Origin of the sequence: Candidatus Villigracilis vicinus (assembly GCF_016702885.1) — a bacterium.
In the GTDB taxonomy this organism is placed as follows: Bacteria; Chloroflexota; Anaerolineae; order Anaerolineales; family Villigracilaceae; genus Villigracilis; species Villigracilis vicinus.
In genome coordinates this window covers 20,424-33,231 of sequence record NZ_JADJDD010000009.1, presented here as the reverse complement: position 1 = coordinate 33,231, position 12,808 = coordinate 20,424, and the positions used below count along the sequence as shown (strand labels likewise).

Below are 12,808 nucleotides of genomic sequence, written 5' to 3'. Positions count from 1 at the left end.
AGTCACAATGAGGAGTTGACACATTGCACTAGTTTCGAGAAAGACAAACAAATACACTATAGCAAGTTATTGCAGACTATTGCAGACTATTGCAAAACATGGACAATCTCTTAACCGCTAGGCAAGTTCAGGAACTTCTCAATGTAGACCGTACTACGATCTATCGAATGCTCAAGGATGGGCGTTTGGCAGGCGTAAAGGTGGGGCAGCATTGGCGTTTTTCGTCGCGTGAAGTGAGCGATATGTTGGGCGGCACACCTCAGGTGGCGGAACCTGTCGCCCCTGTTTCGTTGGATGTCCTGCCGTTGCATTGTATGCAGCCTGTTCAGGATGTTTTTGCAGAGATCGCCGAAGTTGGCGCAGTTACCACAGATACAGAAGGCAAACCCGTCACCCGCATTAGTAATTCGTGTGATTTCTGCAAACTGATTCTTGGCAGCGAGAATGGACGCGAAGCCTGTATGCGCTCATGGGCGCAATTGACAAAGCAAAGTGATCCCTCGCCTCAATTTACGCATTGTCATGCCGGTTTGCAATATGCCCGCGCTTACATCGAAGTTAATGGGGAATTAATTGCCTTGTTGATCTCAGGACAATTCTATGCAGAAGCTCCCGATCAGGAAGAGGAAGTGCGACGTATCCAATCCCTTTCCAAAACTTACAACATTGACGAAAGCCTTTTGAGACAGGCGGCTGAGAAAATATCTGTGTTGGATCAGCGCAAAGTTACACAAATTCGAACATGGCTCGATAAAGTGGCGCATACCTTCGAACAAATTAGCACAGAACGTTGCAACCTAATGGGTCGTTTACGGCAGATTGCCGAGATGAGTGTCTTTGAAGACACACTTTCATAACTTCATACCAAGGAGATTTAGCATGTCATTCCAATTTGATCAGGAACTCGATTGCATCGGACTCGCCTGCCCAATGCCAATCCTAAAGACCAAGAAGGCTGTCGATGCCCTTCAAACCGGACAGGTCCTTAAGATGATCGCCACCGACCCTGGTGCCGTCCCCGATGTGCAAGCATGGACATCCAAAACCGGTCAGGAACTGCTCGGACATGAGCAGGACGGACCCAAGTTCACCTTCTACATCAAGAAGATCAAATAAAAAAAAGTCTGCCGAATGAACTGACCCCGGAAAGCGGACACGAAGAGAAAGCCCTCCTGAGAAACAAGCACAGGAGGTGCTTTCATGTCAGGACAAAAGGAATGTAGCACTACGGGTGGAGATAAGCAGGAGGCGGTGCGTCTGGAAGAGCATTTGACGTATGCGGGTGGCCACCCCGGCTGAGATCCGGAAGGCGAACGGATCGAAGTTGGGTACGGAAGTATCGCGAGAAGGGAACCTCCTTCATAAACCAATTGGAGGCGCTGAAGGCGGAAGTGGAAGGCTGGCACGGTTGCGCATGGAGAACGCTCTGAAAATTCCATACCGAATTGCGGGAGTGCAGCTCGCGCAGCGCGAGTCGGGCGATCCACCACCAAAGGAAGAATACGAAGTGAAGGCGATGTACGAATTTTGGTGTTTCGCGAGCGGCGTATTATGCTGGGAGAAAAGCGGCAGAAACCGACCCGGCAGGGACGCATGGAGAAGATCCAGGCGGTTTGTGAGGCTCTCACAAGAGCTACGGGTATCGGCGGATCACGATCCACTCCAGCGAAAGCTAGGTTGCGAATAATCACAAGGGTTTTGGCTCATGCAAGCGGGCATTCGTTCGCAAGCCAGAAAGCCCAAAATGCACAAAAACTGGAAGAACTTGGCACCTACCACCGCTATCCCAACCTGCTCAATCGGGACTTCCTCGCAACAAAGCCAACAAAGAAGTGGGTCACGGATGTCACCACATTCGCACCTTGCAGGCTGGGCGTATCTGTCCACCATCAAGGATCTCTACGACGGCTTTATTGTGGCTCCTGGCCCCTAGTCTCAGCAACTCGATTGCACTGGTGACACAGACGCTAAAACAAGCCAAGCAAAAAGAAAAGGTCACTGATGGACTTCTCCCTCCACAGTGACCAGGGACGCAATACACTTCTGACCCATATCATGTCCTTACCGGCGGGCCATCACGCCTTCCATGTCGCGGCGTGGCAACTGTTGGGACAACGCTCCGATGGAGAACCTCTTCGGACACCTAAGGAGAATATTTACGACACTTCAAACAAACCACCTTTAAGGATACAGAGCAACCATTGACGAATACATTTACTTTACAACTATGAACGGATACAATTGAAACAAGACAGACACCCTACGAAACCAGGTGTCTGTCCATTTGACCAGGGGGCTTTCTTTTTGCTTCTTTAGGGTTCAGTCTAAACGGCGGGCTTTTTTTATTCCTGTGTAATCTACCTAATATCGATTTGATTTGTCTTTTTCAAAAGGAGTTCTCATGACCGAAAAACTTATTCTCATGTGTACTCACGGTCCAGAAGACCCTGAACGTGCCACAATCCATTTGTGATGGCGACCGCCGCGCAAGCTTCGGATGTGGAAGTTGTGCTTGGCTTTCAAGCCAATGGCGTCATGTTCATCACCAAGGGCATCGCCGAGCATGTGTTTGCCTCCGGGCTTCCCGCCCCTTAAGGAATTGCTTGATATTTACCTTGAAAGCGGCGGAAAATTGCTGGTTTGCGGACCGTGCGTCAAATCCCGCCAGATCGACCCCTGAAAAGAATTCATCGAAGGCGCAATAGTTGTCAATGCAGCCACCTTTGTAAAAGAATGCGCCGAAGCCACCAACGTACTTGTTTACTAAAAAGGAAACCACCCATGTCAAAACGCCTTGCCATTATTTCAACCCACGGCAGTTTGGATGCCGCTTATCCCCCCTTGATCCTCGCCACCGCCGCCATCGCCATGGATATGGAAGCGGCGATCTTCTTCACCTTCTACGGTCTCGAGATCATCAAGAAGGGCAACGCCGATAAGCTGCAAGTATCCCCCATCGCCAACCCTGCCATGCCCCAGCCCATCCGCGGTATTTCCGTGCCGAACATCATCGGTGTACTGCCCGGCATGACCGCCGTCGCCACCGGCATGATGAACGGCTGGATGAAGAAAGCCAATGTCGCCAAGCTGAGCGAACTGCTCAGTATGGCTCAGGAAATGGATGTCCGCATCATCGCCTGCCAGATGTCGATGGATGTGATGGGCATCAAAAAAGAAGACCTGATCGACGGCATCGAAGTCGCCGGTGCGGCTGCCTTCCTCGAATACGCCAGCGATGATGCCATCGCACTCTCATTCTAAAAGTCAACAAACCTACAAGGAGAATTCGTATGGATAAAGTTTTGATCGTCATGACCAGCGGACCCGACACCCCGCGCCGCTGCGCCACCCCGTTCTTTTTTGCCACCCTCGCGGCGGCAATGGATTATGAAGTCACCATGTTCTTCACCATCGACGGCACGCTGCTGCTCAAGAAGGGCATGGCAGAAACCGTCTTCCCCAAAGCCGGCGGCAAACCCGTTAGCGCATTCATTCAGGATGCCGTTGATGCGGGCGTGAAACTCACCGCCTGCACCGCCTCGACCGAACTGCACGACATCAAGATCGAAGACTTGATGGACGGCGTCAAAATGGTCGGCGGCGCTGCCATGTGGCAGATGGCTGAAGACAGCAAGACCCTCACATTCTAAAGGAGCCGATCATGTCAGACGTTCGTGGATGTAACCTCCCCGAGGAACTGTACTACCTCATTGATAAGCACGTTTGGGCGAAGCCGATGGAAGATGGCACGCTTCGCGTCGGGATGACCGCTGTGGCTGCCAAACTTGCCGGGTCCAACCTGGCAGGTGTGACCGTCAAAGCCAAGAACATCGGGCAGGAGATTGCCCAAGGCAAGAGCATGGCAACCGTCGAAAGCAGCAAATTTGTCGGACCGGTTCCCTGCCCCTGTTAGCGGTGTGTTGCTGCGCGGCAACGACAAACTGGCTGCCGACCCTAACATCGTCTCGCGTGACCCGTACGGCGAAGGCTGGATCGCAGAACTCAAGCCCGCCAACTGGGAAGGCGACAAAGGCTCACTCGTCACTGGCGCAGAAGGCATTGCCGCCTACCAAGCCAAACTCGAAGCCGACAACATTTCGTGCTCATAGCCGAATCATTCGGCTGGAAAATTTTTCCGAGGAGAAAGATATGCCTGAAGAAAATGGAAACAACAAAATGCAAGGCAAAGGGGTGACACGGCGGGATTTCCTTAAGCTGAGCGGGCTCCTGGCAACCGCCATGGGCTTCACAGCTGTCCCCCCGTTAGAGGAAAGCGGACTTCCCGCGCAACTAAATCATGTTGCCCAGCCCGCCGAAATGATGATGGCGCGCGCGCTGGAAACCAAACAGCGCCTGCCCGTGATCTGGCTGAACTTCCAGGACTGCACAGGTTGCACCGAAGCGATTTCGCGCAGCGTCTCTCCCAGCCTGACCAATTTGGTGCTCAACACTCTGACCATCGAATACCACGAGACCCTCTCGGCGGCATCCGGTTTTCAGGTGGAAGAAGCCAAGAAACAGGCGATGGAGAAATATGCCGGTCAATACATCCTCGTCGTCGAAGGCAGCATCCCGCTGGCGAATGACGGCGCGTATTGTGTCATCGGCGGACGCACCGCACTCGACATCTTAAAGGAAACCGCAGCGGGTGCCGCAGCGATCATCGCTGTCGGTAGCTGCGCCTCCTTCGGTGGTCTGCCCAAAGCCGACCCGAATCCGACCGATGCGAAGGGCGTTTGGGAACTCATCACCGACAAGCCCGTGGTCAACATCCCCGGCTGCCCTGCCATCCCTGAAGCCACCGCCGGAACCATCGCTCACTTTGCCATCTTCGGCGCACTGCCCGAACTTGATGGTTTACATCGTCCCATGACCTTCTACGGTCAGACCGTGCATGACCGCTGCCAGCGCCGCGCTTTCTACGAAGCGGGCAAATTCGCCCTCTCCTTCGATGATGAAGGCGCGAAACAAGGCTGGTGCTTGTACAAACTGGGCTGCAAAGGTCCCACCACTCACAGCGCCTGTGCGACCATCAAATGGGATCAGGGTCTGTCCTTCCCCATTCAATCGGGTCACCCCTGCCTGGGCTGCACCGAACCGAACTTCTGGGATGGCGGCGGATTCTATCAGGGTCAATCTGCCCCGCTGGATCGCCCGACGGCTGCCGCTGTTGGCGCAGCGCTCGGCGCCGGTGCCGTGCTTGGTATTGGGACAGCGCTGGTTAACAAAGCCAAGAAACAGACGAAAGGAAAAGCGAAATGAACCCACAGGCAATGCTTGAATTTGCGCGCGGACCTTTCTTCTATGCCGCGTTGCTTTTCATGATCTTCGGGTTGGCGTATCGCGTCGTCACCGTCATCGCTCTCGGCTGGAGCAAGGACCGCGTCCCCGATAAAGGCAGCAAAGGCGCGGGCGTGTTCAAAACCTATTTGAAGGCGCTGCTGATCTGGCCCTTCATCCCCTGGGTAAAAAACACCTTCAACCGCAACCCGCTTATCTACATCGGCGGCGGTTTGTTCCATCTTGCATTGTTTGTGGTGGTCATTCTCGGCACGCCGCACATGCTGGTTTGGAAAAGCCTGAGCGGACTAAGCTGGGCAACCCTGCCCCTTCCCATCGTGGATTGGATCGCTGCGGTCGGCATCATCGCCATGATCATGCTGCTCATCAACCGCCGCATCAACCCCGTGCTTCGGCTCATCTCCGGACCCGCAGAGTTTCTCTCCTGGTTGTTCGTTTTCCTGCCGATGGTGACCGGTTACATGATGACCCATCACCTGTGGCTGCCGTATCAAAACCTCTACGTCCTGCACATGATGTCCGTCGATGTGATGATGATCTGGATCCCCTTGAGCCGCATCTCTCACTTCGTCTTCTACTTCTTCGCCCGCACGATCCACGGCGCGGAATTTGGCAAGCGCGGCGTTGCGGTGTAGGAGGACGACATGACTGCTGTAAAAAACGCTTACGAAACTTTTGTCCATGAGACGGGCGGCTGGGTGGCTTCGCAGTTGGAAGCCTGCACACGCTGCGGCATGTGCGCCGAAGCCTGTCACTTCTATCAGGCAACCGGCAACCCCGAATACGCGCCGGTCTGGAAAGTTGAACTCCTGCGCCGTGCCTACGAACAACGCTTCACCTTGGTGGGCGGCTTCAAGAAAATGATCGGTCTTGAAAAAGCCATCACCGATGAAGACCTTGCGCACTGGAGCGAACTCAACTACCACGCCTGCACCGTCTGTAATAAATGCTCGATGGTCTGCCCGATGGGTATCGACCTCGGCTCCCTGCTGCACGGCGTCCGCGCCGGTCTTGCGGCTGCGGAAGTCGTTCCCGCCGACTTGATGGCTGCGGTCAACAAGCAGGTTGCCGAAGGCAGCCCGCTCGGCATGACCGATACCGTTTGGGATCAGCGCCTCGAATGGGTTGCCGACGAATGGGAAGTGGAAATTCCGCGCGATGTGAAGGGCGCCGACACCATGGTCGTCTTCTCCTCCATCGAAGTGATGAAGTTCCCCACCAACGTCGCCGCCATCGCCAAAGTGCTCAACAAGGCTGGCGAAAAATGGACGGTCAGCAGCAAGGCGCGCGAGATCGTCAACTTCGGCTTCTACCAGGGCAGTGAAGAGAACACCAAGCTGTTCCTCACCCGTGTGCTCGAAGGCGCGAAGGAACTCGGCGTCAAACGCATCGTCGTGACCGAATGCGGTCATGCCTACGATGCCCTGCGCTGGCACGGTGCGAACTGGCTGCCCGAAGCCAACGACTTCGAGATCATCCACATCACGGGTGTTCTCGGTGAACTCGTCGGCAGCGGACGCATTCAACTCAAACCCGGCGCCTTCGACGGCAACGGAACCATCACCTTCCACGACGCGTGCAAGATCCAGCGCAAAGGCGGTCATATTCAGGAACCGCGCGACATCCTCAAAGTGCTCGCGCCTACCTCCTTCAAAGAGATGACCCCCAACCGCGAAGAATCCGTATGCTGCGGCGGCGGCGGTGGCGTAATCGCGGTCAAAGCGGCGGATGAACCGCGCTACGCTGCGTTCCAACTCAAGATCGATCAGGTCAATACCGTCGGCGCAAAAACCGTTGCCATGACCTGTTCGAACTGCCGCCTGCAATACACCGATGGCGTCGATCATTTCAAACTCGACTGGAAAGTGACCGGGCTGGCTCAAATGGTAGCTGACGCCCTGGTCGAATAGGAGACTACTAATGGCACAACGAATTGTTGTTGACCCAATTACACGTATCGAAGGACACCTGCGTATCGAAGCCGAGTTGGATACCAACGGCACGATCAAACAGGCATATTCATCCGGCACCATGGTGCGTGGCATTGAGCAGATTCTCAAAGGACGCGACCCGCGTGAAGCCTGGGCGTTTGCCCAGCGCACTTGCGGCGTCTGCACCACCGTCCACTCGTTCGCATCCATCCGCTCCGTCGAAGATGCGCTCAACATCCAGATCCCCAACGCGGCGAACCTCATCCGCAATTTGATGATCGCCCAGCAATACGTCCACGATCATGTGATGCACTTCTATCACCTGCACGCGCTGGATTGGGTGGATGTAGTGAACGCGCTTCAAGCCGACCCGACAGCGACTGCCGACATCCAGAAAGCCATCTCCCCGTGGCCCAATGCTTCACCTGCCTACTTCAAGGATGTGAAAAACAAGGTGAAGGGAATTGTGGACAGCGGACAGCTCTCCATCTTTGCCAACGCCTACTGGGGACACCCCGCCTACAAACTTCCCGCTGAAGTCAACCTGCTGGCAGTGGCGCACTATCTCGAAGCGCTCGACGCCCAGAAGACCTTCACCAAGATCCACACCATCTTCGGCGGCAAGAACCCGCACCCGAACTTCGTCGTCGGCGGCGTTCCGATGCCCATCGACCCGAACAGCGACACGGCTCTCAACGCCGAACGCCTGTCCATCATCAAAGACAGCATCGACCGCATGATGCAATTCGTCGATCAGGTCTACATCCCCGACCTGCTGGCAATCGCTCCTTACTATTTGGAATATGCCGGTTTGGGCGAAGGTCTTGGAAATTTCCTCACCTGGGGCGAGTTCCCCGGCACCGACAACCGCGATACCGCTGGTTTCCTCGTTCCGCGCGCGGTCATCAAGAACCGTGACCTGACCCACATCGAAGAACCGAACCCGAAAGACTTCGAACTCATGAAGGAATTCGTGGCTCATTCGTGGTATGAGCAGTCAAAGGGCGATGAGGCGGGTCTGCATCCGTTTGAAGGCGAGACCAAGTTCAACTTCACCGGTCCCAAACCGCCTTACGATCAACTCGAAGTGGAACAGAAATACTCGTGGCTCAAGTCGCCGCGTTGGGCTGAAACCCCAATGGAAGTCGGTCCGCTTGCGCGTGTGCTCGCCATGTACGCCGGTGGTCACAAGCAGACTCAAGACCTCACCAACTTCGTACTCAAGACTCTCGGCGCACCCCTCGAAGCCGTCTTCTCGACCCTCGGACGCACCGCCGCCCGCGGCATTGAGACCAAGGTCTTCGCCGATTACATGCTCGACACCTACAACGGTCTGATCGATGCCATCAAAGCCGGTGACACCGACACCTTCAACGGTGACAAGTGGGAGCCGATGACCTGGCCCTCTCACGCCGAAGGCTTCGGCTACATGGAAGCGCCGCGCGGCGCTTTGGGTCACTGGTGTGTGATCGACAATGGCAAACTCTCCAACTACCAGATGGTCGTCCCGACCACTTGGAACGGCTCGCCCCGCGACCACAAGGGACAGGCTGGCGCGTACGAAATGTCGCTGGTCGGTACTCCGCTCGCCAAACCGAATGAACCGCTCGAGATCCTGCGCACCATCCACTCGTTCGATCCCTGCATGGCGTGCGCCATCCACATGGTGGACGCGGACGGCAATGATGTCGCTGAAGTTGCCACCGGTATGAACGTCTGCATCAGTTAGTTATATAATTACAAATCGTGACCTCCAGCTTTTGAGTTGGAGGTCACAATCCAATTTACAAACTCGATCTGTCATCTAAACTCTATTGGTACCTCATTATGAATTCAACACCTACCCCCGAAAAAACTTCCATCATAAAAAATTTTGCACCCGGTTGGTTCGCCTCGGTTATGGGAACGGCAGTCATTGTCGTTGCGCTCTTCGTATTTCAAAGCATTTTCCCATTTGCAAAAGCCCTGCAATCCTTCTTCCTATTCACTGCCATTGTTCTGTTTCTAGTCCTCATTGTCCCATGGACGTTGCGCTGGTTCCTGCATCCAGCTGATGTACGTCACGACTTAAACCATCCCGTATCAGCGGCATTCTTTCCAACCATGCCCATTTCACTGCTTGTCATCGCGATTGCGCTTGAAAAAGCTGGTTCCGTTTTTCTGGAAGAGAATACACTTTGGGGTATTTTGCAGGTTTTATGGATGCTCGGCGCAAGCGGAATATTGATCTTTGCCTTGAGCATCCTCAACACCTTCTTTCATAAATCAGAAGTGCAATGGGAGACTTCGACGCTCGGCTGGCTGATTCCACCCGTTTCGACGTTGCTGGTCCCTGTTCTTGGGGCTAGTTTAGCAGTGCATTTTAATGGGACGACCCTGGGGGCAATAAACCTCATGACCAGCCTGATCTTCACCGGCTTTGGCAGCCTGCTCTTCATTCTAGTCATGGCGTTGGTCTTTATCCGCTACATTTTTCATCCCATACCGCCATCCCATCTTGCGCCAACCTTATGGGTGGGCATTGCTCCGACTTCAATTTTGACGATCCTGGCATTAAGAATTTCCAAACCTTTGGTCTTGTTCTTTCAAGCGCCTTCTGAGGTCGAACAAATATTGGCATTTCTTTCGAAGCCGATCGGCATCATGCTATGGGGCTTTGCCTTGTTTTGGTTCCTGTTGGCATTGGTGGTCACGTTGGGTGTTCACCAAAAATCACCCCTTCCCTTTGCGCTTAGTTGGTGGGCATTCGTATTCCCAGTCGGCGCTTTTGTAGTGGCAACGGGTGTGCTTTATCAGGCAATTCCGCTGGCTTTTTTCCAGTGGATCGGGGTATCTGTGCTGGCGCTTCTATTAATCCTTTGGGCAGTTGTTGCAGCAAATACGATCCTCGGTGTTTGGCGCGGTAGTATATTCAAGCCTCATACCCCGGCAAAACACTGATTTATTTTTTAGCACTTCAACAAAGCGAGACCAAAATACACCTACCGTAAAGCGGAGATTTGCATGGACACGAAAGATACTGGTCGCAAGATCGTACTCGGTCTTGGTAACACATTGAATAAAGATGAAGGCTTGGGGGTCTTCGCAGTCAGCGCCCTCGAAGCGCATTTGAAAGAAACACTGGGAAGCGACACCGAGATCGAATTTGTCGACGGCGGCGCACTGGGATTAAACCTGCTGCCGTGGGTGGAGGAATGCTCCCACCTGCTCGTATTGGATTCGATGATCTCGCGCTTCTCCGTCCCGGGTCAGGTGATGGAGTTGGCAAAGGATGAAATTCCGCTCTACCGCAACATCAAAATGTCTGACCATCAGATCACCTTTCAAGAAGTGCTCGGGCTGGCAAAGTTCCGCGATAAATTCCCCGAACACCTGCATTTAGTCGGCGCACAGCCCGTGGATATGTCCATTGGCTACGGCATCAGCCCGGAGATCGAAGCGGTCATGCCGGAGATCGTCAAACGCGCTGAACGGGTATTACGTGAATGGAAGTTGATCGTTTAAGAAAAGAGACAAAATGAAAATCGCATTTCCAACCGATGATGGCAAAACCATCAGCCCGCATTTCGGACGGGCACCGTATTATCTGATCGCCGTATTGGAAGAAGGCTCTGAGCCGCTCTTCGAGCAGAGGGAAAAGTCGTATCATGGTTCTGAAGAACATGGTCATCACGACGAACATGAACACAACCATCACAGAGATCATTCCGACATGTTCGCGCCGTTATCAGATTGTCAGGTTCTCATTGCTGGCGGCATGGGCTCCCCCGCTTACGACCACGCCCTTTCCATGGGCTTGCAGGTGCTTCTGCCCGCAGAAAAGATTATTCAAAACGCGCTTGCCATGTTTCAACGTGGCGAGTTGAAATCAGACCCTCGCCGCATTCACAACCATGGGCAGGGCAATATCCATCTTGCATAGGAGTCACTTCATGAAATGCTATTTCCTCGATAAAGTCAGTTGGCAGCACAGCCAGGCGTTGTATCACGCCGCTGCTTATCTCGGACGCGAAGCGCTCTTCATCCTGCGCCCATCCACACCGTATGTGTGTATTGGCAACCATCAGGACGCCGATCAGGAGATCGACCTGGCGTTTACCGCAGCCAACAATATACCGGTCATTCGCCGCGAAGTAGGCGGCGGTGCGGTCTATCTCGACGGCGAGCAGTTGTTCTATCAGTTGATCCTCAAAGCCGACCGCCCCGGTCTGGTGATGGACAAAGGCGAGTTCTATCGCCAATACCTTCAACCTGTGATCGACACCTACCGCGCCTTTGGTGTGAACGCCGAGTTCAAACCCGTCAACGACATCATCGCCAACGGACGCAAAGTCTCCGGCAACGGAGCGGCAGAGATCGAAGGGATGCTCATCCTGGTCGGCAACTTCATCATGGACTTCAACTATGAGATGATGTCCAAGAGTCTGCGCGTGCCCGATGAAAAATTCCGCGACAAAGTCTACAAGACCTTGCAGGAAAACCTGAGCACCATGAAACGCGAGACAGGCAGTGTCCCTTCCACCGAAGCCCTGATGCTTGACCTCGTTCAACGCTACGAACCTTTGCTCGGCAAAATGGAGATCGTCCGCGAAGTGGATGAGGAATTGCTCAAGAAAGCCGATGAAATGTTGGCGTTGATGTATACTCCTGAATTCCTGCACGCCAACGACTCGCGCCGCCCGCGCGCCGAGCAGGTTAAGATCCGCGAAGGCGTGTACGTCATTCAGAATATGCTCAAGACCCCCGGCGGCTTACTGCGTGTGACCGCCGTCAAGGAAAATGAAGTGTTGCAGGATGTTCACATCTCTGGCGATTTCTTCTTCTACCCCGCCAACCTCCTGCCTGAACTCGAAAACGCCCTCAACGGCATTCCCGCCGATTCAGAAAGCGTGCAAGCCGCCGTGGAGAAATTCTACGCAGCCCGCCAGATCGAAACACCCGGCGTACAACCCGCAGACATTGCCCGCGCAATGTTCCCTGTCGCGGCATAAGGAGTACCCATGATTCACTTTGGCACAACAGAACTCGTCATCTTACTGGTCATCGTCATTCTGCTCTTCGGTGCGGGACGGATCAGCAAACTCGCAAAAGAACTCGGCACAAGTGTGCGAACCTTCCGCGAAGGGGTGAGCGGAGAAAAGGAAAGCAAGTAGTTTTTTGTGTTGTAGTGCGGCACAAGATCGCACTACAACACAAAAACATCATTTTATATGCATGAATTACCGGTAACCCAATCCCTCTTAAAAATAGCCCTCGACCACGCCGAAAAAGCGAACGCCAAACAGATCACCGCGCTGAACATCGTGATGGGCGAACTCGCCAGCATGGTGGATGACTCGATCCAATTCTATTGGGAAGTCATCGCCAAAGACACCATCGCCGAGAAAGCCACGCTCAATTTTCGGCGCGTGCCTGCCGAATTGCAGTGCATGACCTGCTTCCGAGAAATACCACCCCACCGACAAAGAACTCATCTGTCCAAAATGCAAAGGCGTCGGCGCAAAGATCATCGCCGGTGAAGAGTTTGCATTAGAATCCATTGATGTAGAATAATTATGTCATTGCCAATCGTAAAT

17 protein-coding genes are annotated in these 12,808 nt (G+C 53.9%); 16 read left to right on the top strand and 1 reads right to left on the bottom strand.

The annotated features are described in order from the left end of the window. Positions 1 to 98: 98 nt before the first annotated feature. The 16 genes from IPG80_RS09570 (at position 99) to IPG80_RS09495 (ending at position 12,385) form a co-directional block, all read left to right on the top strand. Positions 99 to 857 carry a PocR ligand-binding domain-containing protein gene (locus IPG80_RS09570; RefSeq protein ID WP_345105744.1) on the top strand — a complete coding sequence of 253 codons (759 nt, stop codon included), beginning with the start codon at positions 99 to 101 and terminating at the stop codon, positions 855 to 857. 22 nt (positions 858 to 879) lie between these two features. Continuing rightward, positions 880 to 1,116: a sulfurtransferase TusA family protein gene (locus tag IPG80_RS09565; RefSeq protein WP_345105741.1), complete on the top strand. Its 237-nt coding sequence runs from the start codon at positions 880 to 882 to the stop codon at positions 1,114 to 1,116. Positions 1,117 to 2,469: 1,353 nt separating this feature from the next. Then, positions 2,470 to 2,595 carry a hypothetical protein gene (locus IPG80_RS09560; protein WP_345105738.1) on the top strand — a complete coding sequence of 42 codons (126 nt, stop codon included), beginning with the start codon at positions 2,470 to 2,472 and terminating at the stop codon, positions 2,593 to 2,595. Positions 2,596 to 2,781: 186 nt separating this feature from the next. Beyond that, on the top strand, positions 2,782 to 3,261 hold the full coding sequence (locus IPG80_RS09555; protein WP_345105735.1) for a DsrE/DsrF/DrsH-like family protein: 480 nt from the start codon (positions 2,782 to 2,784) through the stop codon (positions 3,259 to 3,261). 29 nt (positions 3,262 to 3,290) lie between these two features. Further along, positions 3,291 to 3,650, top strand: a complete 360-nt coding sequence (locus IPG80_RS09550; protein WP_345105732.1) for a DsrE/DsrF/DrsH-like family protein — start codon at positions 3,291 to 3,293, stop codon at positions 3,648 to 3,650. Positions 3,651 to 3,661: 11 nt separating this feature from the next. After that, entirely contained in the window at positions 3,662 to 3,913 is a 252-nt protein-coding gene (locus IPG80_RS09545) for a hypothetical protein (RefSeq protein ID WP_345105730.1), read from the top strand. Then, positions 3,885 to 4,109 carry a hypothetical protein gene (locus tag IPG80_RS09540; RefSeq protein ID WP_345105727.1) on the top strand — a complete coding sequence of 75 codons (225 nt, stop codon included), beginning with the start codon at positions 3,885 to 3,887 and terminating at the stop codon, positions 4,107 to 4,109. The genes IPG80_RS09545 and IPG80_RS09540 overlap by 29 nt, the downstream gene beginning before the upstream one ends. Positions 4,110 to 4,149: 40 nt before the next feature. Continuing rightward, entirely contained in the window at positions 4,150 to 5,262 is a 1,113-nt protein-coding gene (locus IPG80_RS09535; RefSeq protein WP_345105724.1) for a hydrogenase small subunit, read from the top strand. After that, complete coding sequence (locus IPG80_RS09530; protein ID WP_345105721.1) at positions 5,259 to 5,936, top strand: hypothetical protein; 678 nt, start codon at positions 5,259 to 5,261, stop codon at positions 5,934 to 5,936. Before IPG80_RS09535 ends, IPG80_RS09530 begins: the two co-directional genes overlap by 4 nt. 9 nt (positions 5,937 to 5,945) lie before the next feature. Further along, a complete protein-coding gene (locus IPG80_RS09525; RefSeq protein WP_345105719.1) occupies positions 5,946 to 7,211 on the top strand; it encodes a (Fe-S)-binding protein in 1,266 nt (421 codons plus the stop codon). A 10-nt stretch (positions 7,212 to 7,221) separates the two neighbouring features. Continuing rightward, complete coding sequence (locus IPG80_RS09520) at positions 7,222 to 8,961, top strand: nickel-dependent hydrogenase large subunit (RefSeq protein WP_345105717.1); 1,740 nt, start codon at positions 7,222 to 7,224, stop codon at positions 8,959 to 8,961. Between the two features lie 98 nt (positions 8,962 to 9,059). Further along, positions 9,060 to 10,172 carry a hypothetical protein gene (locus IPG80_RS09515; protein WP_345105716.1) on the top strand — a complete coding sequence of 371 codons (1,113 nt, stop codon included), beginning with the start codon at positions 9,060 to 9,062 and terminating at the stop codon, positions 10,170 to 10,172. A gap of 63 nt (positions 10,173 to 10,235) precedes the next feature. After that, entirely contained in the window at positions 10,236 to 10,736 is a 501-nt protein-coding gene (locus IPG80_RS09510; protein WP_345105714.1) for a HyaD/HybD family hydrogenase maturation endopeptidase, read from the top strand. 13 nt (positions 10,737 to 10,749) lie between these two features. Then, positions 10,750 to 11,154 carry a NifB/NifX family molybdenum-iron cluster-binding protein gene (locus IPG80_RS09505; RefSeq protein ID WP_345105711.1) on the top strand — a complete coding sequence of 135 codons (405 nt, stop codon included), beginning with the start codon at positions 10,750 to 10,752 and terminating at the stop codon, positions 11,152 to 11,154. Between the two features lie 10 nt (positions 11,155 to 11,164). After that, entirely contained in the window at positions 11,165 to 12,223 is a 1,059-nt protein-coding gene (locus IPG80_RS09500; RefSeq protein WP_345105708.1) for a lipoate protein ligase C-terminal domain-containing protein, read from the top strand. A 9-nt stretch (positions 12,224 to 12,232) separates the two neighbouring features. Then, positions 12,233 to 12,385: a twin-arginine translocase TatA/TatE family subunit gene (locus tag IPG80_RS09495; protein WP_345105705.1), complete on the top strand. Its 153-nt coding sequence runs from the start codon at positions 12,233 to 12,235 to the stop codon at positions 12,383 to 12,385. Positions 12,386 to 12,472: 87 nt separating this feature from the next. Here the strand turns inward: IPG80_RS09495 and IPG80_RS09490 are convergent, their stop codons facing one another. After that, positions 12,473 to 12,772 (bottom strand): hypothetical protein, encoded by a 300-nt coding sequence (locus IPG80_RS09490; protein ID WP_345105703.1) that lies wholly within the window; start codon positions 12,770 to 12,772, stop codon positions 12,473 to 12,475. Between the last annotated feature and the right edge of the window lie 36 nt (positions 12,773 to 12,808).